The organism is Chitinophaga rupis (genome assembly GCF_900109685.1).
Taxonomy (GTDB): domain Bacteria; phylum Bacteroidota; class Bacteroidia; order Chitinophagales; family Chitinophagaceae; genus Chitinophaga; species Chitinophaga rupis.
Genome location: NZ_FOBB01000007.1, coordinates 364,917 through 389,717, shown reverse-complemented (window position 1 = coordinate 389,717; position 24,801 = coordinate 364,917). Strand labels below are relative to the sequence as shown.

Genomic DNA, 24,801 nt, shown 5'->3' with positions numbered 1-24,801 from the left:
GGGCTAACAGGTAGGTATAACCGGATTAAGGACTGGCAGGCGTTTAAAATGGGTTCTGCCAGTGGCTTTAACCCATTTTTATGGCAATGATCTATGCTGCCTTTTGGCGATAGAACGGCAATTTTTGGCAGAAAAACTACGTACGTTATGTATGGCTGGTCATTTTTGAGGCTGCTATAGAATATAATAAGCCGTAACCCTTACCCCTGGCTTGTCTTATTTGATCATTGCACTTTTCCATCAACCGTTTTCACCTGATTACCTACGTAATCATATTCATATAGTTGTTTTTTTAATGTATCAGTTTTAAAACCCTCTTGTCTATTTTTTTGTTGAAAAATTAAAAAATTCACTTCTTTTACTGTTAAAATGAAATTTTTTAGCAAAAAACAATAAACTTCTTGTTTATATTACGTAATGGATGTTTTTTTGTGTAAAATTACTTTACTTAGTATAAAATCAATTACAGCATGCAATCTTTACGCTTCACTGCGCTGGAAAACCTTTCCGGTGTTGATTTAAAAATTAAACCCGAACAATTCAACGGGAAAATCACCGAAGTGTTTGGCAGTAATGTCTTCACTGGGAAAGTTCTACGCGAGAATCTGAGTGACGAAGCTTATAAAAGCTTAATGAATTCCATTAAAGCCGGCTCTAAGATCGAACGTAAAATGGCCGACCAGATTGCCGCTGGTTTGAAACAATGGGCCATGAAAAAAGGTGTAACCCACTTTACACACTGGTTCCAACCCCTTACCGGTACGACGGCTGAAAAGCATGACTCTTTCTTCACCATTAAAAGCGATGGCTCCGCCATTGAAACTTTTGACGGCGATGCACTGGTACAACAGGAGCCAGATGCCTCCAGCTTCCCCAGCGGCGGTATCCGCGCTACTTTTGAAGCCCGCGGTTATACTGCATGGGATCCTTCCTCTCCTGCTTTTATTATAGAACAAGGATATGGCAAAACACTTTGCATACCTACCATTTTTGTAGCCTATACCGGTGAATCACTGGACTACAAGGCGCCGCTGCTGAAAGCACTGTCTGCCCTGGATAAAGCTGCTGTAGATGTATGTAACTATTTTGATAAAAATGTAACCAAAGTAACCGCTACCCTGGGTTGGGAGCAGGAATACTTCCTGGTTGACGAAAACCTGGCTAATGCCCGCCCTGACCTGATCATGTGCGGCCGTACCGTGGTAGGTCACGCACCTTCCAAAGGTCAGCAGCTGGAAGATCACTACTTTGGCTCCATACCGGAACGCGCCTACGCTTTTATGCGCGATTTTGAAGAAGAGTCTTACAAGCTGGGTATTCCGCTGAGAACCCGCCATAACGAGGTGGCTCCTTCTCAGTTTGAGTGCGCTCCTATCTTTGAAGAAGTGAACATTGCAGTGGATCACAACTCCCTGCTGATGGACGTAATGAATAAAGTGGCTAAACGTCACAAGCTGAAAGCGTTACTGCATGAGAAACCTTTTGCAGGCATTAACGGTTCAGGTAAGCACAACAACTGGAGCATGGCCACCGATACCGGTGTGAACCTGCTGGCCCCGGGTAAAACACCCAAGACCAACCTCATGTTCCTGACCTTCTTTGTGAACACCATCAAAGCCGTGCATGACTATGCTGATCTGATGCGTGCTTCCATTGCTTCTGCCAGCAACGACTTCCGTCTGGGTGCTAACGAAGCGCCTCCCGCTATCATCTCTGTTTTCGTAGGTAAATACCTGTTTGAAGTACTGCAGGAAGTTAAGACCCGCGTAAACAACAAGTTTGATGAGCAGGACGAAGCTATCCTGAAACTGGATCTGCACCGTCACATTCCGGAACTGATGCTGGATAACACCGACCGTAACCGTACCTCTCCCTTTGCCTTTACCGGTAACAAGTTTGAGTTCCGCGCGGTAGGTTCTTCTGCAAACTGTGCTTCCGCTATGACCACCCTCAACACCATCATGGCTAAAACCCTGCAGGTGTTCAAAAAAGAAGTGGATTCCCTCATCGAAAAAGGCGAGAAAAAAGAGATTGCCATCATGCAAACTCTTCGGAAATATATTGTAGATTCGGAAAAAGTTTTATTTGAAGGCGACGGCTACAGCGAAGAATGGGCTATTGAAGCAGAAAAAAGAGGTTTGCCGAATATTAAAACTACACCGCAGGCACTGGATGCCCTGGTAACTCCCAAAGCAGCCAAGCTGTTCACGGAAACCGGCGTTTACAATGAAAAAGAGCTGCATGCACGCCACGAAATACTGCTGGAAGATTATGTGAAAAGAGTGCAGATCGAAGCCCGCGTAATTGGCGACCTGGCCACCAACACCATTCTGCCGGCTGCTATCAGCTACCAGAACACGCTGATCGAAAATATCCGCGGATTAAAGGACATTGGCTTAGGTGAAGATGCCGTAAAAGCACAAAAACAAATAGCTGGTAAAATAGCTGAACATATTAATGTCATCAGTGAGAATGTACAGGCGATGATTGAGGCGCGTAAAGTGACAAATAAGCTCACTGACAGCCGTCAGAAAGCGATAGACTACTGTGAAAAAATTAAGCCGTACTTTGAAGTGATCCGTTACCACTCCGACAAACTGGAGTTTTTAGTGGATGACAAACAATGGGCACTGCCCAAGTACAGAGAGCTGCTTTTCTTGCGATAAAACCGTAAGATTGTTTTGGTGTATGATTAGCCTGCGGTTTTTACCGTGGGCTTTTCTGTTTTTTAAACCTTCGGTGCCCCATCCGGTCTATATAAAAGTAAACCATCAATCTATATGAAGCTGCTACCCGCCCTGTTCATAATGCTCAGCACCTGCAGTATTGCCTTTGCGCAGGACAGCACCGTGCTTCACCATAAATTAAGCCGCAAAATGAAGCAGGAGCTGGCCCTTACCGGCCCGCAAAGCAGGCAGCTGCAGAATATTGAAACCAGCTTTCGCCGCCAGGCCAAAAGCATACGCCGGAATGAAACGCTCAGCAGCGCAGAAAAAGATGCACAGCTGCACCGGTTACAGCAAACCCATGCCGACCAGGTAAAAGCCCTGCTCTCCGCCACACAGTATGTACAATACCAGCAGTTGATGGCTAAAAGCCAGGAACGCTGGCAGCGCGCCCAGCGCCTGCAGGACCGGCAGCTACCGGGCAAAACCACACCAGGCAAAACATAACAACTTAGTCTCAGTCATGACTATTTCCGATAAAGAACAATTAGGTTAAAGCAAGGTATCCCCGCTCATCTTCCGGTGAGCGGGATTTTTTTTACTTTTAGTACTACGGATACAAAAAACGGAACAATCATGCGAAAAAGATTAGTGCTGCTATTGCTGTGCTTAATACCGGTTACCGGCATAACGGCCCAGCAAAAAACTTACTGCAATCCTATTAATGTAGACTATGGGTACTGCCCTATACCTAACTTTGTAACCCAGGGTAAACACCGCGCCACAGCGGATCCTACCATTACCTTATTCAAAGGCGATTACTATCTTTTTTCAACCAACCAATGGGGTTACTGGTGGAGCCATGATATGCTGCAATGGCATTTTGTACCCCGCAAATTCCTGAAACCATGGCACCATGTGTATGATGAGCTGTGCGCACCCGCTACCGTAGTGCTGGGCGATAGTTTGTTAGTGATCGGATCAACCTACTCCAAAAATTTTCCCTTGTGGATGAGTAACAATCCCCGCACAGACAACTGGAAAGAGGCAGTAGATTCTTTCCAGGCAGGCGCATGGGACCCTGCTTTTTTTGCGGATGATGATGGACGTTTATACCTGTACCACGGGTCCAGCAACGAGTTTCCCGTTTACGGTCAGGAAGTGGACCGTAAAACATTACAACCTGTTGGCGAGCGTAGGTCACTCATACGGCTAAACGATACTTTGCATGGCTGGGAACGTTTTGGTGAGCATAATGATAATACCTTTCTGAAACCCTTTATAGAAGGCGCCTGGATGAATAAGCACAATGGCTTGTATTACCTGCAATATGGTGCACCAGGTACAGAATTCAGCGGGTATGGCGATGGTGTGTATGTAAGCAAACAGCCCCTGGGCCCTTTTACCTATCAATCACACAACCCCTTTTCATACAAACCCGGCGGGTTTGCACGGGGTGCAGGTCACGGGGCTACCTACCAGGATACGTATGGTAACTGGTGGCATGTATCTACCATCGTGATCGGTACTAAAAATAATTTTGAAAGAAGGATCGGCATATGGCCGGCCGGTTTTGATAAGGATGATCTGTTGTTCTGTAACACCGCTTATGGCGACTACCCGCATTACCTGCCAACCGCCGCTACAGCTAAAAGCCTGTTCACCGGCTGGATGCTGCTGAACTACAATAAACCGGTGCAGGTATCCTCTACCTACGGCGGTTATGCCTCCAATAACGCGGTAGATGAAAATATTAAAACCTACTGGAGCGCTGCTACCGGCAATAAGGGGGAATGGATCCAGACAGACCTGGGGCAGCTTAGCACCATACACGCCATACAGATCAACTACGCAGACCAGGATGCTACCATCATGGGCAGGCAACCAGGCCTGTACCATCAATATAAGCTCTATAGCTCCACGGATGGCCGTAGCTGGAAGCTGCTAACCGATAAAAGCCGCAATACCACAGATGTGCCGCACGACTATATTCCCCTTGCTGCTCCCGTGCAGGCCCGGTATATAAAAATGGAAAATGTGCACATGCCCTCCGGTAAGTTTGCCATTAGCGGCTTACGTGTGTTTGGCCTGGGTAAAGGCAGTGTGCCGGATACGGTAAAAGAGTTTATTGCATTGCGGGGCAACAGTGAGCGGCGGAATGCCTGGCTTAAATGGCAAACGAGTAATAACGCCACCGGCTATACTATTTATACCGGCACCGCAGCGGATAAGCTGTACACCAGCATTATGGTGTATGGTAGTAATGAATATTACTTCTCTGCCATGGAAAAAGATCAACCCTATTATTTCTGTATAGAACCGTTCAATGAGAACGGGATCGGTAAGCGCACTACCATTATAAAAGTGGAGTAAAAACGTGTGCCACACTTTTGAGGTGTGGCACACATAAGATCTTATTTTCTCTATTACTTATACCAGCTTAAAGGTCTCAGTGAACTTCGTAGTAAAGTTACCCTTACGGAAGTTCTCATCGCGCATTAGCTGCTGGTGGAAGGGGATAGTGGTTTTCACCCCTTCAATTACAAACTCGCTCAGCGCGCGTTCCATGGTATTAATAGCTTCTTCCCGGGTTTGCGCAATGGTTATGATCTTAGCCACCATGCTATCATAGTAGGGCGGAATTACATAACCGGCGTAAATATGGGAATCAACCCGCACCCCGTGGCCGCCCGGTATATGTAATACCGTTATTTTACCCGGGGACGGGCGGAAGTCGTTGTACGGATCTTCCGCGTTAATACGGCATTCTATGGCATGCATCTGAGGCGTATAATTCTTGCCGGAGATGGGAATACCTGCCGCTATCTTGATCTGTTCCTTGATCAGGTCAAAGTTGATCACCTCTTCCGTTACCCCATGTTCCACCTGTATACGGGTGTTCATTTCCATGAAGTAAAAGTTACGGTGCTTATCCACCAGAAACTCAATGGTACCTACGCTTTCATAATTAATGGCGGAGGCAGCTTTAATAGCAGCTTCCCCCATTTTCTCACGCAGCTCCGGCGTCATGAACGGGGAGGGAGATTCCTCCACCAGCTTCTGGTGACGGCGCTGTATAGAGCAGTCCCTTTCGCTCAGGTGGCACACTTTGCCATATTGGTCGCCAGCTACCTGTATTTCAATGTGACGGGGCTCTTCCACGAATTTCTCCATGTAAATACCGTCGTTGCTGAAAGCGGCGCGGGCTTCTGTTTTGGCCATGTTGTAGGCGTTCTCCAGCTCATGATCCTGCCATACCACGCGCATCCCTTTACCACCGCCACCGGCTGTAGCCTTCAGGATCACGGGCAGGCCCATCTCCTTGGCTAATTCCTTGGCTTGTTCCAAGCTTTCCAGCAAACCTTCAGATCCCGGTATTACCGGTACGCCGGCAGCTATCATGGTTTCTTTGGCCGTCATCTTATCCCCCATTTTCCGGATCATTTCCGGGGTGGGCCCAATGAACTTAATACCATGCTCGCCACATATTTCAGCAAAGCGGGCATTTTCTGCCAGGAAACCGTAACCGGGATGAATGGCATCTGCATTGGTGATCTCTGCAGCGGCCATCAGGTGAGGGATATTCAGGTAGGATTCACTGCTTTGCGGTTTGCCTATACACACTGCTTCATCCGCAAACTTCACATGCAGGCTGTCTTTATCCGCAGTACTATAAACAGCCACCGTTTTGATGCCCATTTCCTTACAGGTGCGTATAATACGCAGGGCTATTTCTCCACGGTTGGCAATCAGTATTTTTTTAAACATTGGTTCTCTTATGGTTCTACTAAAAACAAAGGCTGGTCATATTCAACCGGAGAAGCATCATCTACCAGCACTTTTATGATCCTGCCTGATACCTCGCTTTCAATTTCATTGAACAGCTTCATGGCTTCAATGATGCAAACTACCTTGCCGGAAGTTACGTCGTCACCTACATTCACGAAGGCCGGTTTGTCAGGACCAGGGCTGCGGTAAAAGGTACCGATCATAGGAGATTTGATGGTAAGCAGGTTGGTGGCTTTAGTATCAGCCGCAGTAGCTGCAGGAGGAGTAGCGGAAGTAGCTGCAGGAGCAGTGGCAACCGGTGCTACCTGTGCAACTGCCTGCACGGGCGCTACCGCCGGTACGGTGAAAACCTGCTGTACCTCATTATCCTTTTGCTTTATGGTAATCTTGAACTTATCTTCCTCTATGCTCAGCTCACTGATATTGGACTTATTGACCATTTTTACCAGCTCCTGAATCTGTTTAAAATCCATGTAGACAGTTTTTGGTTTAGAAATGTTCGTTGTTGATATGGATTATTCTTTTACTCTTTCAATATATTCACCGGTTTTGGTGTTCACCCGGATGGTTTCTCCCTCGTTCACGAACAGGGGTACCATTACGGTAGCGCCGGTTTCAATAGTAGCGGGTTTCAGGGTGCGGGTAGCAGTATCCCCTTTCATGCCCGGCTCTGAATAAGTGACCTTCACCACTATTTTATCAGGCAGCTCCACACTCATAGGCTGCTCTGTTTCGGTATTGATCATTACAAACACCTCATCTCCGTCTTTCAGGAACTGCGGAGCATCCACCATGGTTTCTGCCAGGGCTATCTGCTCAAAAGTTTCTTTATCCATGAAATTGTAACCACTGTCATCCTTGTACAGGAACTGGAATGCTTTTTTCTCAACGCGTACAGGGAAAATGTTATCACCGGAGTTCCAGGTGTGCTCTATAGAGCGGCTGTTATCTACACCTTTTAATTTAGCCCAAACCTTGGCGGCGGCACGGGCGGTCTTGTTCTGTCCAAACTCTACAACAGAATATAAGCTGTTATCCAGCTTTATGATTAATCCTGTTCTGATATCTGCAGTGGTAGCCATAAAATAGGATACTTAATTTAGTTTAAAAATTTTAGGTCAGGACAGCAAAAATAAATCATTCTCCGAAATCTTTCTGAACTGCTCTGTGGTACTGCATTCTGCGAATTAATTAGATCCTAAAAACGCTAAAATGCACACTCATTATTTTTTTTAGGAATGCAAACATAAGGTAAGGACAGGTAATCTAGTAATTTTTTTGCAAAAAAATCAATTTACAGGGTTCATTCAGCCCGTTCTACCTTAATTTTAGCACTCATTATCCAAAACTAGCCCGAAACATGCGTTATTTACTTTTGTTGTGTTTATGTATTTCCACTTTCCTGGCCCAGGCCCAGAATACACCTGCGCCTGCACAATCTGCCAAAAAATCGCCTTACCTGCAATACCCGGTCATACCTGCTTTCCCGCTCACCCTGCCGGATGGGCATGTGATCACCAAGAACGACCTGCGCAAGAACATTCCTACCGTGGTGTTTGTGTTCAGCGTAGACTGTGACCATTGTAAAGCGCTGACTGAAGACCTGCTGAAGCACATAGACGAGTTTAAGAAAACGCAGATCCTGATGGTAACGCCTTTTAAACCGGATCAAATGAAGGAGTATTATGACCATTACAAGATCCAGAACTACCGTAATATTATAATGGCCAGCGAACCTACCCGGCAGATCATGTATTTTTACGACATGCATTATTTCCCAGGCCTGTTTATATACAATAAAAAGCAGGCGCTGGTTAAGGGCTTTGAAGGCACCGTGAAGCTGGAGCAGGTGCTGAAGTACCTGAATTAGGCTGAAAGCCCAAAGCTAAAAGCAGAAAGCTGCCGGCTATAAGCCGAAAGCTCAAAGCCCAAAGCCGAAAGCTGCCTGCCATTTGCCCTGGCTTTATGCTTTCTGCTTTATGCTTTCCGCTTTTTACTTACATTTACCTTATTCTTCATTCTTCACCTTAAAATATTTAGATAAAATGAAAGTTACTGTTGTAGGAGCCGGCAATGTAGGTGCTACCTGTGCTAATGTACTGGCCCACAGAGATTTCTTACGGGAAGTAGTATTACTGGATATTAAGGAAGGCACGGCGGAAGGAAAAGCACTGGACACCTGGCAACAGGCGCCTATTGATTATTACAGCACCAAAGTAACGGGTGTTACCAACGACTACGCTAAAACCGCCAACAGTGACGTAGTAGTAATTACCTCCGGTTTACCACGCAAACCCGGTATGAGCCGTGATGATCTGATCTCTACCAATGCCAACATCGTAAAATCTGTTACTGAGAACATTGGTAAATACTCACCGGATGCTATTATTATTGTAGTAAGCAACCCGCTGGATGTAATGACCTACTGCGCTTTCCTGACTGCCAAAAAAGACAGCAGCAAAGTATTTGGTATGGCCGGTATCCTGGATACGGCGCGTTACCGCGCTTTCCTGGCCGATGAAATAGGCTGTTCCCCTAAAGATATTCAGGCAATATTAATGGGTGGCCATGGCGATACTATGGTACCCCTGCCCCGTTATACCACGGTAGCCGGTATTCCCGTAACAGAGCTGGTAGCGGCCGATAAGCTGGAAGCTATTATACAACGCACCAAAGTAGGCGGCGGTGAAATTGTGAACCTGCTGGGCACCTCTGCCTGGTATGCACCCGGCGCTGCTGCCGCACAAATGGTGGAAGCTATCCTGAAAGATGAAAAACGCATCTTCCCCTGCTGCGCATGGCTTACCGGCGAGTATGGACTGAAGGATATTTACCTGGGTGTACCCGTAGTATTAGGTAAAACCGGTATTGAAAAAATTATTGAGCTGCAGCTGAACGCAGAAGAAAAAGAGCTGCTTAATACTTCTGCACAACACGTAAAAGAAGTAATGGACGTGCTGGATAATATGAAAGTAACAGCATAACACCAGATGCTGATATGATACAATACGGTGGCTGATCTCAAGGCAGATCAGCCACCGTAACTTTTTAAAGGGGATAGTGTAAAAACAACACATCGCACACTTAATATCAACCACTTTACGGCCTGTTTTTTGTACGAGCCATGTATTACTGACACTTAAAATCTATCTGTACCTGCATTATGTCGAACATCGAAAAACTGCTTTCCCAGAAAGCCTTTGATAATGAATACACGAAAGGCATGATAGGCCTGGTATTCGTAGGCAACTGGATCGTAAGCCGTAACCAGCAATTCTTTAAAAAGTTTGACATTACCATGCAGCAGTTTAATATACTGCGCATACTGCGTGGCCAACACCCCAAAGCCGCCAACATTAATATGCTGAAAGAAAGGATGCTGGATAGAATGAGCGATGTATCCCGCCTGGTAGAACGCTTACGTAAAGCAGATCTCCTGGAACGCAAAAGCTGTGAATCAGACCGCCGCGCCGTGGATGTAAAGATCACTTCCAAAGGCCTGCAGCTGCTGAAAACAATAGAAGAGGAAGTAGCACAGCTGGATGATGTGCTGAAAAAAGCATTGGATCCCCTGGAAATAGCCCAGCTCAATAGCCTGGTAGACAAAGTGCTGGCGCAGTATTAAACGCGGTTAGATCTCTTCCACATAATTTAATTCCTTGCCGAAGGTTTCTTCCAGGTAATAAGAGGTTACCAGCGCTATACCTATGGAAATGGCTGCCACAATAGCACCGCTTTGCAGGTAAGTAAAGCTGCCCTGTAAGGCCACAAACAACATGGAAATAAGCGGCAGCAGGCCCCTGGCAAAGTTAGGCACCGTAGTAGCCACGGTAGCCCGCAGGTTGGTGCCAAAGCTTTCTGCAGCAATGGTTACAAAGATGGTCCAGAAACCAACGCTGAAGCCTAAGCCAAAACATACCGCATAAAAGCTCCATTTACCAGCCCCGTGCAGCTGAAAGTACAGCGTTACAAAAGCAGCCGTGAGCAACAGGAACAGCAGCATTACCTTACGGCGGCTTTTCCATAACTGGCTAATAAGGCCGGTAGCAAAATCCCCCAGGGTAAGGCCGGTGTAACAAAAGGCAATGGCATCGCCGGGGCTAATGGCATCGCGCACATGCATTTCAATGGCAAATTTATTAGAGAAAGCCATGAGTATACCTACTACAAACCAGGTAGGAGTGCCCAGCAGCAGGCATTTCAGGTATTTTAAAAAACGGTGTTTGTCGGTGAACAGCTGCAAAAAATTACCGCGGCTGGCATTGCTTGCTTTAATGGCATTAAATAAATGAGATTCCAGCACACTAATGCGCAGCACCAGCAAAGCCAGGCCCAGCGCCCCTCCTATAAAATAACAGATCCGCCAGTCCTGCACTATTTTGGCCACAAAGTTTGCCACCACTGCGCCAAATACGCCAATAGTAGCCACGATCATGGTACCATAACCACGTTTTTCCTTAGGTAATATTTCAGATACCAGGGTAATGCCGGCGCCTAGCTCGCCCGCCAGGCCTAAGCCGGCTATAAAACGCCATACCAGGTACATGTTGGTGCTGTGCACAAAACCATTGGCAATATTGGCTACGGAATATATTAATATGGAACCGAACAACACACTCAGGCGGCCTTTTTTATCGCCTACAATACCCCAGAAAATGCCGCCTATTAACAGGCCGGCCATTTGAACGTTAATGAGCAGCAGGCCAATACCGGCATCAATTTCCGCTTGCGGTACGCCCAGCGATTTAAGGCTGGGTACACGTACGATCGTAAAAAGCAGCAGATCATAAATATCTACAAAATAGCCCAGTGAAGCCACTATAACGGCTATATTGAAGATAGACGTGGAACGGTTATTTGCATTCTTCATATGGTTAGTAAATAAATAGTTCGTTTTCTCAGGAAACCGTAGTATCGGTTGGTTTTTTGCTATCCTCGTGGTGCAGGTGCTCCGGGTGTTTGGTTTTTCCGAAAAAGAGTTTTATCAATACCGGCAGGGTGGTGATCAGTATTATTATAATGATGATCAGCTCCAGGTGCTCCTTTAACCCTGGGAACATTTTATCCAGGTAATGGCCGGCCAGCATCATGGAAAATACCCAGGAAAAAGAACCTACAATATTATAGAGCATGAACTTTTTACTTTCCATTTGTACAATCCCTGCCACAATAGGTGCAAAGGTGCGCACAATGGGTAAAAAGCGCGCCAGGAAAACAGCGCCGCCACCATGTTTATCATAAAACTCCTTGGCCTGGTACAAATATTTTTTCTTGAATAATAATGTATCCTTTCTTGCAAACAGCAGTGGGCCTGACTTACGGCCAAACCAGAAGCCTACCATATTACCCAGCACACCGGCAATAGCTATCAGCAGCATTATTACCACAAAGGGCATATTAAAAAAGCTTTCGCTCAGCTTTTCACCATAAATGCCGGCTACAAACAACAGGGAGTCACCCGGCAGGAAAAATCCCACAAACAACCCCGTTTCCGCAAAAATGATCAGCAACAATAAATAAATACCCCCGTGATCAATGATCCATTGCGGGTTAATGAGGTGTTTAAAAAGCTCTGTGATCTGGTCCATGCTACTATGTTATGAGAAATTTCCGAAAATGGCGAATTGCCAAAATAGCAATTTTACTGTTACAGATTTGTTATTACTTAATTATCTTATTCCATTACTTCCGCTAACTGTTGCGGTTTCAGGGTACCCTCCCACTTGGAAACTACGGCTGTTGCCATAGCATTGCCAATTACATTGGTGGCAGAGCGGCCCATATCCAGTACATGATCTATACCCAGCAGCAACAGCAAGCCTGCTTCGGGAATATGGAACATGCTTAAGGTGCCTGCTATTACCACCAACGATGCGCGCGGTACGCCGGCTATACCTTTGCTGGTGATCATCAGTACCAGTAACATGGAGATCTGCTGTGCAAGGCCAAGGTGCATATTGTAGGCCTGCGCAATGAACATGCTGGCAAAGGTCATATACATCATAGAGCCATCCAGGTTAAAGGAGTAGCCCAGGGGTAATACAAAGCTCACTATTTTATTTTCACAGCCAAATTTTTCTAGCTCCTCCATGGTACGCGGGTAGGCTGCTTCGCTGGTAGCTGTACTGAAAGCCAGCAGCAGTGGATCTTTTAGCCGGCCCAGTAAGGAAAAGGCCGGGCGGCCCAGCACCGTAAAACCGGCTAACGTCAGCACCATCCACAGAATAATAAGCCCTATATAAAATTCTACGATGAATATACTATAAGTGATGAGCGTTTCCGGCCCCTTTTCCGCTATAACCGCTGCCATGGCACCAAAAACGGCAAACGGCGCAAACTTCATTACATAGCCGGTTACCTTTAGCATAATATGGCCCACTGCATCCAGCAGTTTTATAACCACCTGCCCCTTTTCACCCATAGCTGCCGTAGCTACGCCAAAGAATAACGCAAATACCACTATTTGTAATATCTGGTTTTCGGCCATAGACATAATTACACTATCCGGGAACACATGACGGAAAAATCCGCGCAGGGTCATATCTGCCCCTGAAACACCGCTGCTGGCGTGTGTATCCGGCAAAGGCAGGTTCAGTGCATGGCCGGGCTGAAATAAGTTTACCAGTATTAAACCCAGGAACAGGCTTACAAAAGTGGCGCTAATGAACCATAACATGGTTTTACCGCCAATACGGCCCACTGCTTTAATATCCCCCAGCTTGGCTACCCCGGCTACAAGAGTTGAAAAAACCAGTGGCGCTATAATCATTTTTATCAGCCGCAGGAAAATATCAGTAGGTACAGAGAGTATGTCAATTACTTTTTTGGCCCCTGCCGCATTGCCTGCATAGTTGATATGTATAATATACCCTGTTAAAATTCCTAATATCATCCCAAGAACTATGTACAGGGTAAGCCGGTTAGATTTCTTCATGCCATGCTCAATTTATTGCTGCTGTGCGTGTTTAAAATTTCTCAAAAATAAGGTTCTGGGCCAATATTCACCCATAACTCCATAAAATAAAACAAGCTCATTTGATTTTTGATAGTTATATTTGGCGATCTCAAAACAACAAACTAAAACCACTTAAATCAACCAACAATACTTCTATCATGAGTAGACTCTTTGTAAAAAAGCCACTGGGTCAATTATTATCTGAAGCCTCCGAAACAGAAAAAGGATTAAAAAGAACGTTAACGGCCGGATCTCTGGTTGCGTTAGGTATTGGCGCTATCATTGGTGCAGGCCTGTTTGTACGCACTGCGGCTGCTGCCGGCGCACACGCCGGACCTGCGGTAACCCTTTCCTTTATTGTAGCCGCTATTGGCTGCGCCTTAGCCGGTTTATGTTATGCGGAATTTGCTTCTATGATACCAATTGCCGGTAGCGCCTATACGTATTCCTATGCTACCCTTGGTGAATTTGTTGCCTGGATCATTGGCTGGGACCTGGTGCTGGAATATGCCCTGGGCGCCGCAACTGTATCCATTGGCTGGTCCCAGTACCTGAACAAGTTATTATTTTCACTCTTTCATACTACTATACCATACGAGCTGTCTCACTCGCCGTTTGAAGTATCTGCCACCGGCGTACATGGTATGATCAACCTCCCCGCTATTTTTATCCTGCTGATGCTCACTTTATTGCTGATCCGCGGTACGCAGGAATCTGCCACAGTTAACACCATCATCGTAATAGTAAAAGTAGCCATCGTATTATTGTTCATTGGGCTGGGCTGGCACTTTATAAACCCTGCCAACCACACCCCTTATATGATACCTGCCGATGCTGGTACTGTAACGCTGAACGACGGTAGCGTGGTCGATTACTCCCAACCCCGCAACCACGGCTGGTTAGGCGTACTGGCCGGCGCCGGGGTGGTATTTTTTGCCTTCATTGGGTTTGATGCCGTATCCACCGCCGCACAGGAAACCAAAGACCCCAAGCGCGCTATGCCCATCGGTATCCTGGTATCCCTGGCTATTTGTACGGTATTATACATCTTATTCTCCCACGTATTAACAGGCGTTGCCCCTTTCAAAGACTTTTTGAAAGCCGGTAGCGAAGCCTCTGTAGCATATACCATTGATACCTATATGCCGGGGTATAGCTGGTTGTCATTATTCATCACTATCGCTATCCTGGCTGGTTTCTCCTCCGTGATCCTGGTAATGTTGCTGGGACAAACCCGTGTGTTCTACTCCATGTCCAACGATGGGCTGGTACCACCGGTATTTTCCAAACTGCACCCTAAATTCCGTACTCCGTATAAATCACAAATGCTGTTCTTTGTGTTCACCGCCCTGTTTGCCGGTTTTATCCCGGACCACATTGTAGGTAACATGACCAGCATTGGTACCCTGTTTGCCTTTGTGCTGGTATGCATTGGCGTACTGGTAATGCGCAAGAGCGATCCTAATGTACCACGCCCCTTCAAAACCCCCTGGGTGCCTGTTGTACCCATTGCCGGTGCAATTGTGTGCGGACTAATGATCCTGGGCCTGGGCGCCGATAACTGGATCAGGTTATTCATTTGGCTGGCCATCGGTTTTGTCATTTACTTTGGCTATAGCGTTAAACACAGTAAAGCGCGTAAGCTGCAGCAATAAGCTGTTGTATTAAATAATTGAAACCGCTCCGGAACAATAACCGGGGCGGTTTTCATTTTAGCGGTTTTACATTCCTATAAACACTGTATTTTTGCGATTCGATAATAAACCAACATGGGAAGAATATTTGAAGTAAGAAAACACACTATGTTTGCCCGTTGGGACCGGATGGCCAAACAATTTACCAGGATAGGTAAGGAAATAGCCATAGCTGTAAAACAAGGCGGTCCTGACCCGGATAACAACCCCGCTCTGCGCCGTTGTTTTGCCAACGCCAAAGGTGTGAACATGCCCAAAGACCGGGTAGAAGCTGCCATTAAGCGCGCAATGGGTAAGGACAAAACCGACTATGAGGAAGTAGTATATGAAGGGTATGCCCCCCACGGCGTAGCGGTGATGGTAGAAACAGCCACCGATAACCCTACCCGTACCGTAGCTAATGTGCGCATGCACTTTAATAAGGAAGGCGGCAGCCTGGGTACCAGCGGTTCCGTAGCCTTTTTGTTTAACCGTATGGGTGTGTTTAAGATCAAAAATGAAGGTCAGAACCTGGAAGAGCTTGAGCTGGAGCTGATTGATGCCGGTTTGGAAGAGATCGGGGAAGATAGTGAGGGCAACATTATTCTGCGCACCCCTTTCACAGAGTTCGGCAACATGGCCAAAGCTCTGGAAGAAAAAGGCATTACCCCGTTAAGCGCGGAGCTGCAGCGCATTCCTACCACTACTACGGAGCTGAATGAAGAACAGGCCAAGGAGGTATTGGAGCTGATTGACCGCCTGGAGCAGGATGATGATGTACAACAGGTATTCCACAACCTGCGCTAAAACATATTACGGCATAAAATAAGAGAACCGTTCTGCTAAAAGCAAAACGGTTCTCCAATTATATATGTTGGCGTTTTCTGCGTTACTTAGTTGTCCAGCAGGCAGGCCTGTTCATCTGTCATGAGGCGTAAGCCTTTCCCATGAAAGGTTTCCAGCTTCACCGTATCATCCATGCGGAAATGTTTTCTCAGGCGGGTCAGGTACACATCCATGGTACGCCCCGCGAAAAAGTCATCGCTTCCCCAAACACTCAGCAAAATGTTTTCCCGTTTCAGCTTGCGGTTAGGGTTCTCACACAGGAACTTCAGCAGCTCTGCCTCTTTTGGCGGCAGATTTACGGTTGCATTAGTAGGCGCATGATAGATCTTCAGCTCCGTGTAGTTAAACTCCAGGGAGCCTATCTGATAGATCTGCACCTTGCGGCTCTGCAGCAGGCGGCTCCTTTTCAGGAACACATCTATACGGTATTGCAGCTCCTCAATGTTAAACGGTTTCACCATATAATCATCCCCACCGGCGGCAAAACCATTCAGACGGTCCTGCTCCATATAGCGGGAGGAGATGAAGATAATAGGCACATTCGTATCCCGGTTACGGATCTCCTGCGCCAGGCTAAAGCCGTCTTTGCCGGGCATAATTATATCCAGCAGGCAGATGTCAAATGCACGCTCCTGGAACGCTTCCCAGGCTTCATCGCCATCAAGGCAGTGTACTACATTAAAACCTTCCTTTTCTAAATGTCTTTTGATGACCTTGGCAAAAAAATGGTCATCCTCTACCAGTAGAATTCCTGCTTTCATACAGGTGGATTTTAGATCTAATGATGAAAAATTTGATTGATTCCAGGGCGTTTCGTGGCCTAAATGATTATTGAGCGTCTTTTAAATAGCAACCCCTACATACAGTGTTTATAACCTGTTCCAATTTAGCTAATTATTACTGAATCCCGAAATTACCGGAAAAGTTTTTTTGTGGTCTTTTTTGTTCATTTTATTCACCGGTGGTATACCATATAATTCATATTCACTATTGATTAACAAACAAATCAATAATTAGTTTATCCAGCTCATCATATTTCTATTATAACATAGATCTGCTAGAATTTATATTTATCATTTTGCTAAACAGATAGTCAGCCATTCAATACATGCTGCGGTTGGCCCGCTAACCAGGCTTTTACATTCGCAACCGCCGTATGCAGCAAACGCCCCCGTGCCTCTATGGAGGCCCAGGCAATATGCGGGGTAATAATGCAATTTTTAGCCATCACCAGGGGATGATCTGCCGGCGGCGGTTCGGTAGAGAGCACATCCAGGGCTGCGCCTGCTATGCGGCCGCTATTCAGCGCCTGGGCCAGGTCGGCCTCATTGATCAGGGGCCCCCGGCTGGTGTTTATTAAAATAGCGCCCCGCTGCATGGTGTTTATTAATGGCTCATTTACAAAACCCCTGTTCTGCTCATTCAACGGGCAATGCAGGCTTACCACATCTGCCCGGGCAAAACAGGTAGCCTGATCCACGAAGGTAACGCCCTCCATTTTATCCCGTTCCGGGTGTTTATGGCAGGCGATCACCTGCATACCAAAAGCCAGGGCTATGCGGGCTACTGCCTGCCCTATTTGCCCCAGCCCTACTATACCCAGCACTTTGCCATGCAGCTCGTGCAAAGGCGCTTTCCAGTAGCTAAAATCACTGCTGCGGGCCCAGTCGCCGGCACGCACACTAGCTGCATGCAATCCTACATGATTGTATAGTTCCAGTATCAGGGCAAAGGTAAGCTGTGCTACCGCAGGCGTGCCATAGGCCGGCACATTGGTTACGCTGATCTGCCGGGCCGTGGCGGCCGGCACATCTACAATATTATACCCGGTGGCCATTACGCCAATATATTGCAGCTTTGGTAATTGTGCTATGGCAGCGCCGCTTACAATAGCCTTATTAGTGAGTAGTATCTCTGCATCCTTTGCCCGTGCAGGTACTTCAGATTCCGGTGTGCGTTCATATACCGTTACATTCCCCAGGGCCTGTAACGGAGCCCAGTCAAGGTCGCCGGGGTTCAGGGCATATCCGTCTAAAACAACTATATTTTTCATCCTTGCTATTTTTCAAATGGCCAATGCCGTAAAATAACAAAGTAAACTGGCATATTTTCTGCCAGCTCATGTTGAAATTATGGTTAAATAACACGGGTATGGCATAATAGTATGGATATATTTTTTAATATTTGTGGACATACTGCTTGTCATTTGCCTGAACCTACAACTGTTACAAAAAAACGTCCCGTGCGGCCTGGCCGCTACGGGACGTACTGTTTTTATACAAAGCGTTTTTGCGCTATTCTTCCATCATAGACATTACCACCTTCACCACATCTTCCGTATTGGGCTTGGAGAAATAATCCCCGTCAGAGCCGTAGGCTGGCCGGTGCGCCTGTGCGCTCAGGGTGCGGGGCGCCACATCCAGCCAGCGGTAACCGCCCTGCAATTCCATTACCTGCTGGAACATGTAGGCCGTACCACCACCCGGTACATCTTCATCAATAAATACAATGCGGTTGGTCTTTTTTAAAGATTCAACAATACTATGGTGAATATCAAAAGGTAATAAGGTTTGTACATCGATCACCTCGCAGGAAACACCCATTTGCTCCAGTGTATGCGCAGCTTCTTCCACAATACGCAGGGTAGAGCCGTAGGAGACTAATGTAATATCCGTACCGGCCATCACCACTTCCGGCACACCCAGGGGCACGGTAAAAGTGGTCAGGTTATCCGGCAGCTGCTCTTTCAGGCGATAGCCATTCAGGGATTCAACCACCACGGCCGGGTCATTGGCGCGTAATAAGGTATTATACATACCGGCTGCCTGTACCATATTCCGGGGTACGCAAAGGTGCATGCCACGCAGGCTGTGTATCATCATAGCCATGGGCGACCCGGAGTGCCAGATCCCCTCCAGCCGGTGGCCGCGGGTACGTACGATCATTGGACAGGCCTGGATACCGCCGGTGCGGTAATGCAGGCTGGCCACATCATCACTTAAGGGTTGCAGGCCATATAACATATAGTCCACGTACTGGATCTCTGCAATAGGCTTCAGGCCACGCAGCGCCATGCCCACAGCCTGTCCCATAATGGTAAGCTCCCGTATGCCGGTATCAAAAATGCGGTCTTTTCCATGTTTTTGCTGTAAGCCTGCAAAACCCTGGTTCACATCCCCTATCTTACCTACATCTTCCCCAAAAGCAAATACCTTGGGGTTTTCAGCAAACAGCTGGTCAAAATATTTATTCAGCACCTCATAACCATTCACCGCATGTGCATCTGCTGCATAAGTAGCCGGTATTACGGGTACGTTCAGGGCTGAGTTAGCGCCTTCTCCATACAGCAGGCTGTTATAGGTTTGCTTTTCCTGCTGCAGCTGCTGGTTATAATATTGTTGTAAAGCCTGTAAGGCCGGGCTTTGTTTTTTCTTGTTATGGAACAGGATGGTGGCGGCTGTTTTCAGGATATCGCGGCGCAGCGGCTCACGGTTCACCTGCAGCTCATGAATGGCTTGCTGCACCATCGCCGTATCTGCTATCCCTTCTGATATTACCGCATTGCCATAACCCACCATGGTTTGCACCTGCTGCTTAATGGGTGTAATATATTTTTCCCAGGCGCTTTTACGGCTTTCCTGGGCCAATACTTTAGCGCGGGCTTCTATTTCCTGCAGGGTGCCTTCGTCAGACAATGCATTTTCCAGGATCCACTGACGCATTTTATGATTGCAATCAAAGTCCTTTTCCCAGGCCAGGCGGTCCTTGCTTTTATAACGTTCATGCGATCCGCTGGTGGAGTGGCCCTGCGGCTGCGTGATCTCCTCTACATGGAACAGCGCAGGTATATGCGTTTCCCGCACCTTGCGCAGGCCGTTCTCAAATACCTCACACATGCCGGCATAATCCCAACCCTTTACATTATAAATATCAAAACCATTGGTACCTTCTGTTTTCCGGAAACCTTCCATCACTGTGCTGATAGAGCCTTTGGCGGTTTGGTATTTGCGCGGTACGGAAATACCGTATCCATCATCCCATATAAACACCGCCAGCGGCACCTGCAAAACACCTGCTGCATTCATAGTTTCCCAGAAATGCCCTTCTGACGTAGAGGCGTCGCCGATAGTAGCAAAACAGATCTCGTTACCGTTCTGCGACAGGTGGCTGAATTCTTTCAGCACCTCCACTTCACGGAATAATTTAGATGCAAAGGCCAAACCCAGTGCACGCGGCATTTGTGCGGCAGTAGGCGCCATGTCGGCAGCCGTATTTTTTATTTTGGTGAGGTCACGCCATTGGCCATCCGGCGTAATATTGGGCGTGGCAAAGTGTGCGTTCATTTGCCGGCCGGCGGAGAAAGGCTCGTTAAGCGGATCCGGGTCGGCATACAGCTGAGAGAAAAATTGCTCTATAGTAGCAATACCGCTGGCAAAGGCAAAAGTCTGATCGCGATAGTAACCGGAGCGATAATCACCCGGCAGGAAATATTTAGCCATGGCTATCTGCGCAACCTCCTTACCGTCCCCGAAAATGCCAAATTTGGCTTTACCGGTCAGTACCTCCTTGCGTGCCAGTAAACTAACTTCCCTGCTTTCGCAAGCCAACCGGTAGTCATTTAATACCTCCTTGCGGAATTCTTCAAAAGATAACCGGCTGTCCATATTCATAGTCAGTTCATTATTTTCTATCATGCGGGTTGGTTAAAGTGCAAAAGTAAGGTTAATTTATACAGATGAAAAATAGTTGCTAACATGCTGAAAATGCCGTTCTTAAATTAAAATGTTTTTTTTAAGAAGATTTTAATAATTTGCTTTACGTGAAATAAAATTTGGCTGTAAATTTGCATAAATCCGGGTAGGATTTATCTTTTTAACCAAAACCGTTTAAAACCAAACTATACATGATGAAAAAGTTTATCTTATCCCTATTTGCGAGCATGCTGTTAACTACAGCACTTTGGGCCCAGACACAAAATGGTTCCGCTACCGGCAATACCGCAGACGCAAAAGTGAAATTTGTGAAGGAATCAATTGATTTTGGTAAAACCCAACTCAACAAACCCGTAACTGTTGATTTTGAATTTACTAATATCACCAAAGAACCCATCCTGGTGGAAGCTGCCCGCGCATCCTGCGGTTGTACTACTCCCAACTGGACTAAAGAGCCCATTTTACCTGGTAAAAAAGGTAAAGTAACCGCTACTTACAGTGCCAATGGTGTAGGCCAGCAAAGCAAAACTATCTGGGTTAAGTTCAAAGGCGTGGATCAGGATAAGGAATTACACCTGACCGGCACCGTAGAAAACTAATTTTCAAATGATTGGATGTGCACACCATGCAGATCCTTCCATTGATAAAAAGAACCTTACAGTTTTGAAAGCTGTAAGGTTTTTTTATGGAGCTGTTTTCCGTTCATCACACCCCGGTGCTTTGCCCGCTTAAAATTTGTGCCTTAGTACGGCATATATTCCCATATTCATGCGCTTACCGGGCTGCACATTATGTACTCCCCCGTCGGCATATCCCTACATTTCCTTTAACTTTGCAATCGCCAAACCAATCAAACGATGCCTGATATTAGCCAGAGAGGTGTGCACATGCCGCCCTCCCCCATCAGAAAATTAGTGCCTTACGCCGAAGCAGCTAAAAAAAGAGGCGTAAAGGTATATCACCTGAACATAGGCCAGCCGGATATTGAAACGCCTAAACCGGTACTGGATGCGGTACGCCACTCCGAGTTTAAAGTGCTGGAATACAGCCACAGCGCGGGTAATGAGAGTTACCGCCGTAAGCTGGTTACTTATTATGAAAGGTTTAATATCCAGGTAAACCACCAGCAGATCATTGTTACCACCGGTGGTTCAGAAGCCATCCTGTTTGCCTTTATGGCCTGCCTGGATGCGGGCGATGAGGTGATTGTGCCGGAGCCTTTTTATGCTAACTACAACGGATTTGCGGTGGAGGCAGGCATTACCATCCGCACCATTGGCTCCAGTATTGAAAGCGGTTTTGCGCTGCCGGCTATGGAAGCGTTTGAAAAAGCTATTACCCCCCGCACCAAAGCCATTTTAATCTGCAATCCCAATAACCCTACCGGTTATTTATATAGTAAAGAAGAAATGGAAGTGCTGAAGCAGCTATGCCTGCAGCATAACCTGTACCTGTTCTCTGATGAGGCTTACCGCGAGTTCTGTTATACCGGCCGGCACTTTTCCGCTATGAACCTGGAAGGGCTGGATGACCATGTGATACTGATGGATACCATCTCCAAAAGGTATAGCGCCTGCGGCGGACGTATAGGCGCACTGGTTAGTAAGAATCAGCAGGTGCTGGATGCCGTGATGAAATTTGCGCAGGCCCGTTTAAGCCCTCCCTCCTTTGCACAAATAGCCGGTGAAGCAGCGGTAGACCTGCCGGCCGATTATTTTGACGGCATTAAAGCAGAATACCTGGCCCGCCGCGATGTGCTGGTAGCCGGGCTGAATAATATTCCCGGTGTGTTTTGCCCTAACCCCGGCGGCGCATTTTATGCAATGGCAAAATTACCGATCGATGATGCGGATGTTTTTTGCCAATGGCTGCTGGAATCTTTTGCCTATGAACAGCAAACCGTAATGATGGCGCCCGGAACCGGCTTTTATGCTACGCCCGGCCTGGGTAAGCAGGAAGTACGCCTTGCTTATGTGCTAAACAGGGAGGACATTGCCAAAGCCATAATATGCCTGGAAAAGGCGCTGGAAGTTTATCCCGGCCGTGTTGCAACAGCTATTGCTGATACTATAGTCACTCACGGATAACCCAGGTCAGCAGCGTTCATAATATTTTAACATGAACGACAATAGAAAATACCCGATCTTTGCACCCGTAAGAAATCGATTGAAAAGGAAATAGATTACATTATAAATAATTACATACGTTTACTTTTCAGTTTTTGCAATTTTAGGGTTTACAGATCAAAAGAGTTCACCTTTATCCGATCATATTGACCATCAGAAGGTTATAAGGGTTTTTAAGGAATTAAGGATTTTTGTGAAAGGAATAATATCATATTAAAAATAATTCTATATTCATTATTTCAATAAAAATCTGGAAAAAATTTGAGCAAACTCTTTTTTAAATCAATTTAAGCTTGTATATTTGTTATAGAAACGGTGAAAGAACAGAAAAAGTGAAGAATTAAACAAATCGAGATATGAGGAAAGTGAATATGGTTTGTTTAAGAAAAATTTAACTAACAGAATTTTTTCAAACGTTTTTTTGGTCCGAACTTTGAATTATTAAGGCTTGAAAAATAGAATTATCAAGTTTTTGTAAAAAGTCGAAAATCAACTAAAACGTTTTAGCAAAATAACATATTTTTGTATCAGTTTTTCATAACGTGGAATTTATAAAGGCAAACGGCTCTGTTCACAGAGCCGTATTTTTTTTCTCTAATCCCTGATTTTCCCCCACTTATCGCTTATAAAGGTTGATTCATCACTTGTAGCTAACGGCCAGTCAAAATTTTTCCCATTTTTGTTCCATCATGAAACGGCGATGACGCCTTGTTACTTGCGCTATGCAGTAACATTTCCCATCTGCTTGTTTTCATAACGTGGAATTAAAACAACGGTCCCGAATCTTCGGGACCGTTCTGGTTCTAAGCCAATATGTTATACCCTTATTACTGGTATTGCTCAATCATCTTAAAGAAATCATCAAACAAATAGCGGGAGTCGTACGGACCGGGAGTTGATTCCGGGTGGTACTGCACGGAGAATGCCGGTTTGTTCTTAATGCGGATACCTTCTATGGAACCATCGTTCAGGTTCACATGGGTGATCTCCACATTTTCACTGGCAGCAATCGCCTTGGGATCTACCGCAAAGCCGTGGTTCTGGGTAGTGATCTCGCAACGGCCGGTAGCCAGGTTCTTTACCGGGTGGTTTAAGCCCCGGTGTCCATGGTGCATTTTATAGGTAGGAATATCGTTTGCTAAAGCCAGCAGCTGGTGGCCCAGGCAAATACCAAACAACGGGCGGTTGGCGTTCAGCACTTTTTTTACGGTATCCACCGCATAGGTCAGCGGGGCCGGATCGCCGGGACCGTTGGATATAAAGTAGGCGTGCGGTTTAAATCGCTCGCATTCCTCAAAACTGGTAGTAGTGGGAAACACCTGCAGGTAAGCGCCTTTTTCAGACAGGCATTTGAGCATATTACGCTTAACCCCGTTATCCATTACCGCTATGCGGATGCTGGAATTGGGATCGCCAATGTTATAAGGTTCTTTGGTAGATACCTCTGCACACAGGGCCAGGCCTTCCATAGAAGGCACCTGCTTCAGCTGGCCTTTCAGTTGCTCTACATCCAGTATCTCGGAAGAGATGATGCAGTTCATAGCGCCTTTGCTGCGAATGTGCGACACCAGTGCCCGGGTATCCACATCATAAATGGTAACCAGGTTATTGCTTTCCAGGAATTTCTCAAGAGAACTGTCCGCCATTTTACGGGAGTAGTTCTGGGCAATGTTCTTACAAATTAACCCACTGATCTTTACACTGCTGCTTTCCACATCGTCCTGCTTGGTGCCATAGTTACCTACGTAGCAGTTATTCATGATCAGTACCTGACCCTTGTAGGAAGGATCGGTAAATACTTCCTGGTAACCCGTCATACCGGTATTAAAGCAAAGCTCACCGGAAGCAGTTCCAATTTTACCAAAAGCTTTCCCATGATAAACCGTGCCATCTTCTAATAACAATATGGCAGGTTGACTGTGTTTAGTATGAGGCATTGTTCTTATACGACTCTTTTTAAAAAATCGTGCAAAATTATGCATTTCACAGTTAATAATAAAGCAAAATGCGCGTATGGGGTTGTTATTCCCCATA

General features: G+C 46.4%; 20 protein-coding genes. 10 read left to right on the top strand and 10 right to left on the bottom strand.

The window, feature by feature from the left end:
- Positions 1-470 precede the first annotated feature (470 nt).
- The 3 genes from BMZ54_RS24695 to BMZ54_RS24685 all read left to right on the top strand — a co-directional run bounded on the left by BMZ54_RS24695 (position 471) and on the right by BMZ54_RS24685 (position 5,039).
- A complete protein-coding gene (locus BMZ54_RS24695; RefSeq protein WP_089918463.1) occupies positions 471-2,666 on the top strand; it encodes a glutamine synthetase III family protein in 2,196 nt (731 codons plus the stop codon).
- Positions 2,667-2,780: 114 nt separating this feature from the next.
- Entirely contained in the window at positions 2,781-3,173 is a 393-nt protein-coding gene (locus tag BMZ54_RS24690) for a hypothetical protein (RefSeq protein ID WP_089918461.1), read from the top strand.
- Between the two features lie 129 nt (positions 3,174-3,302).
- Positions 3,303-5,039, top strand: a complete 1,737-nt coding sequence (locus BMZ54_RS24685; RefSeq protein ID WP_089918525.1) for a family 43 glycosylhydrolase — start codon at positions 3,303-3,305, stop codon at positions 5,037-5,039.
- Positions 5,040-5,096: 57 nt separating this feature from the next.
- On the opposite strand, the gene accC is transcribed toward BMZ54_RS24685, so the two are convergent.
- Genes accC through efp form a run of 3 tightly spaced genes read right to left on the bottom strand, consistent with a single transcriptional unit; the run spans position 5,097 to position 7,537 of the window.
- Positions 5,097-6,434 carry an acetyl-CoA carboxylase biotin carboxylase subunit gene (gene accC / locus BMZ54_RS24680; RefSeq protein WP_089918459.1) on the bottom strand — a complete coding sequence of 446 codons (1,338 nt, stop codon included), beginning with the start codon at positions 6,432-6,434 and terminating at the stop codon, positions 5,097-5,099.
- An 8-nt stretch (positions 6,435-6,442) separates the two neighbouring features.
- Entirely contained in the window at positions 6,443-6,928 is a 486-nt protein-coding gene (accB, locus tag BMZ54_RS24675) for an acetyl-CoA carboxylase biotin carboxyl carrier protein (protein ID WP_089918457.1), read from the bottom strand.
- Between the two features lie 42 nt (positions 6,929-6,970).
- Complete coding sequence (gene efp / locus BMZ54_RS24670) at positions 6,971-7,537, bottom strand: elongation factor P (RefSeq protein WP_089918456.1); 567 nt, start codon at positions 7,535-7,537, stop codon at positions 6,971-6,973.
- Between the two features lie 278 nt (positions 7,538-7,815).
- Here efp and BMZ54_RS24665 point away from each other — a divergent pair, with 278 nt between their 5' ends.
- From BMZ54_RS24665 to BMZ54_RS24655, 3 genes are all read left to right on the top strand, one after another.
- Positions 7,816-8,325 carry a peroxiredoxin family protein gene (locus BMZ54_RS24665; RefSeq protein ID WP_089918454.1) on the top strand — a complete coding sequence of 170 codons (510 nt, stop codon included), beginning with the start codon at positions 7,816-7,818 and terminating at the stop codon, positions 8,323-8,325.
- Positions 8,326-8,500: 175 nt separating this feature from the next.
- Positions 8,501-9,439: a malate dehydrogenase gene (gene mdh / locus BMZ54_RS24660; protein ID WP_089918523.1), complete on the top strand. Its 939-nt coding sequence runs from the start codon at positions 8,501-8,503 to the stop codon at positions 9,437-9,439.
- Positions 9,440-9,618: 179 nt separating this feature from the next.
- Positions 9,619-10,080 (top strand): MarR family winged helix-turn-helix transcriptional regulator, encoded by a 462-nt coding sequence (locus BMZ54_RS24655; protein ID WP_089918452.1) that lies wholly within the window; start codon positions 9,619-9,621, stop codon positions 10,078-10,080.
- Between the two features lie 6 nt (positions 10,081-10,086).
- On the opposite strand, the gene BMZ54_RS24650 is transcribed toward BMZ54_RS24655, so the two are convergent.
- The 3 genes from BMZ54_RS24650 to BMZ54_RS24640 all read right to left on the bottom strand — a co-directional run bounded on the left by BMZ54_RS24650 (position 10,087) and on the right by BMZ54_RS24640 (position 13,389).
- Positions 10,087-11,325, bottom strand: a complete 1,239-nt coding sequence (locus BMZ54_RS24650; protein ID WP_089918451.1) for an MFS transporter — start codon at positions 11,323-11,325, stop codon at positions 10,087-10,089.
- A gap of 28 nt (positions 11,326-11,353) precedes the next feature.
- Positions 11,354-12,043, bottom strand: a complete 690-nt coding sequence (locus BMZ54_RS24645) for a DedA family protein (protein WP_089918450.1) — start codon at positions 12,041-12,043, stop codon at positions 11,354-11,356.
- An 86-nt stretch (positions 12,044-12,129) separates the two neighbouring features.
- Positions 12,130-13,389 (bottom strand): dicarboxylate/amino acid:cation symporter, encoded by a 1,260-nt coding sequence (locus BMZ54_RS24640; protein ID WP_089918448.1) that lies wholly within the window; start codon positions 13,387-13,389, stop codon positions 12,130-12,132.
- 179 nt (positions 13,390-13,568) lie between these two features.
- Between BMZ54_RS24640 and BMZ54_RS24635 the strand changes: the two genes are divergently transcribed.
- The gene (locus BMZ54_RS24635; RefSeq protein ID WP_089918446.1) at positions 13,569-15,065 is read left to right on the top strand and encodes an amino acid permease; all 1,497 of its coding nucleotides are present in this window, start codon (positions 13,569-13,571) and stop codon (positions 15,063-15,065) included.
- Between the two features lie 114 nt (positions 15,066-15,179).
- A complete protein-coding gene (locus BMZ54_RS24630; protein ID WP_089918444.1) occupies positions 15,180-15,890 on the top strand; it encodes a YebC/PmpR family DNA-binding transcriptional regulator in 711 nt (236 codons plus the stop codon).
- Between the two features lie 86 nt (positions 15,891-15,976).
- Here the strand turns inward: BMZ54_RS24630 and BMZ54_RS24625 are convergent, their stop codons facing one another.
- The 3 genes from BMZ54_RS24625 to BMZ54_RS24615 all read right to left on the bottom strand — a co-directional run bounded on the left by BMZ54_RS24625 (position 15,977) and on the right by BMZ54_RS24615 (position 20,623).
- Complete coding sequence (locus BMZ54_RS24625) at positions 15,977-16,690, bottom strand: response regulator transcription factor (protein WP_089918441.1); 714 nt, start codon at positions 16,688-16,690, stop codon at positions 15,977-15,979.
- 332 nt (positions 16,691-17,022) lie between these two features.
- Positions 17,023-17,982, bottom strand: coding sequence for a D-2-hydroxyacid dehydrogenase (locus BMZ54_RS24620; RefSeq protein WP_089918439.1), 960 nt, complete (start codon positions 17,980-17,982; stop codon positions 17,023-17,025).
- A gap of 241 nt (positions 17,983-18,223) precedes the next feature.
- Positions 18,224-20,623, bottom strand: coding sequence for an alpha-ketoacid dehydrogenase subunit alpha/beta (locus BMZ54_RS24615; RefSeq protein WP_089918437.1), 2,400 nt, complete (start codon positions 20,621-20,623; stop codon positions 18,224-18,226).
- A gap of 209 nt (positions 20,624-20,832) precedes the next feature.
- Here BMZ54_RS24615 and BMZ54_RS24610 point away from each other — a divergent pair, with 209 nt between their 5' ends.
- Positions 20,833-21,240, top strand: a complete 408-nt coding sequence (locus tag BMZ54_RS24610) for a DUF1573 domain-containing protein (protein WP_238386682.1) — start codon at positions 20,833-20,835, stop codon at positions 21,238-21,240.
- A gap of 258 nt (positions 21,241-21,498) precedes the next feature.
- Entirely contained in the window at positions 21,499-22,728 is a 1,230-nt protein-coding gene (locus BMZ54_RS24605; RefSeq protein ID WP_089918435.1) for a pyridoxal phosphate-dependent aminotransferase, read from the top strand.
- A gap of 866 nt (positions 22,729-23,594) precedes the next feature.
- Here BMZ54_RS24605 and carA read toward each other — a convergent pair.
- The gene (gene carA, locus BMZ54_RS24600; RefSeq protein WP_238386681.1) at positions 23,595-24,671 is read right to left on the bottom strand and encodes a glutamine-hydrolyzing carbamoyl-phosphate synthase small subunit; all 1,077 of its coding nucleotides are present in this window, start codon (positions 24,669-24,671) and stop codon (positions 23,595-23,597) included.
- Between the last annotated feature and the right edge of the window lie 130 nt (positions 24,672-24,801).

Coding starts and splice junctions, on each gene's coding strand:
- BMZ54_RS24695 (WP_089918463.1), top strand. CDS start 471: ATGCAATCTTTACGCTTCACTGCGCTGGAAAACCTTTCCGGTGTTGAT.
- BMZ54_RS24690 (WP_089918461.1), top strand. CDS start 2,781: ATGAAGCTGCTACCCGCCCTGTTCATAATGCTCAGCACCTGCAGTATT.
- BMZ54_RS24685 (WP_089918525.1), top strand. CDS start 3,303: ATGCGAAAAAGATTAGTGCTGCTATTGCTGTGCTTAATACCGGTTACC.
- accC (WP_089918459.1), bottom strand. CDS start 6,434: ATGTTTAAAAAAATACTGATTGCCAACCGTGGAGAAATAGCCCTGCGT.
- accB (WP_089918457.1), bottom strand. CDS start 6,928: ATGGATTTTAAACAGATTCAGGAGCTGGTAAAAATGGTCAATAAGTCC.
- efp (WP_089918456.1), bottom strand. CDS start 7,537: ATGGCTACCACTGCAGATATCAGAACAGGATTAATCATAAAGCTGGAT.
- BMZ54_RS24665 (WP_089918454.1), top strand. CDS start 7,816: ATGCGTTATTTACTTTTGTTGTGTTTATGTATTTCCACTTTCCTGGCC.
- mdh (WP_089918523.1), top strand. CDS start 8,501: ATGAAAGTTACTGTTGTAGGAGCCGGCAATGTAGGTGCTACCTGTGCT.
- BMZ54_RS24655 (WP_089918452.1), top strand. CDS start 9,619: ATGTCGAACATCGAAAAACTGCTTTCCCAGAAAGCCTTTGATAATGAA.
- BMZ54_RS24650 (WP_089918451.1), bottom strand. CDS start 11,325: ATGAAGAATGCAAATAACCGTTCCACGTCTATCTTCAATATAGCCGTT.
- BMZ54_RS24645 (WP_089918450.1), bottom strand. CDS start 12,043: ATGGACCAGATCACAGAGCTTTTTAAACACCTCATTAACCCGCAATGG.
- BMZ54_RS24640 (WP_089918448.1), bottom strand. CDS start 13,389: ATGAAGAAATCTAACCGGCTTACCCTGTACATAGTTCTTGGGATGATA.
- BMZ54_RS24635 (WP_089918446.1), top strand. CDS start 13,569: ATGAGTAGACTCTTTGTAAAAAAGCCACTGGGTCAATTATTATCTGAA.
- BMZ54_RS24630 (WP_089918444.1), top strand. CDS start 15,180: ATGGGAAGAATATTTGAAGTAAGAAAACACACTATGTTTGCCCGTTGG.
- BMZ54_RS24625 (WP_089918441.1), bottom strand. CDS start 16,690: ATGAAAGCAGGAATTCTACTGGTAGAGGATGACCATTTTTTTGCCAAG.
- BMZ54_RS24620 (WP_089918439.1), bottom strand. CDS start 17,982: ATGAAAAATATAGTTGTTTTAGACGGATATGCCCTGAACCCCGGCGAC.
- BMZ54_RS24615 (WP_089918437.1), bottom strand. CDS start 20,623: ATGATAGAAAATAATGAACTGACTATGAATATGGACAGCCGGTTATCT.
- BMZ54_RS24610 (WP_238386682.1), top strand. CDS start 20,833: ATGATGAAAAAGTTTATCTTATCCCTATTTGCGAGCATGCTGTTAACT.
- BMZ54_RS24605 (WP_089918435.1), top strand. CDS start 21,499: ATGCCTGATATTAGCCAGAGAGGTGTGCACATGCCGCCCTCCCCCATC.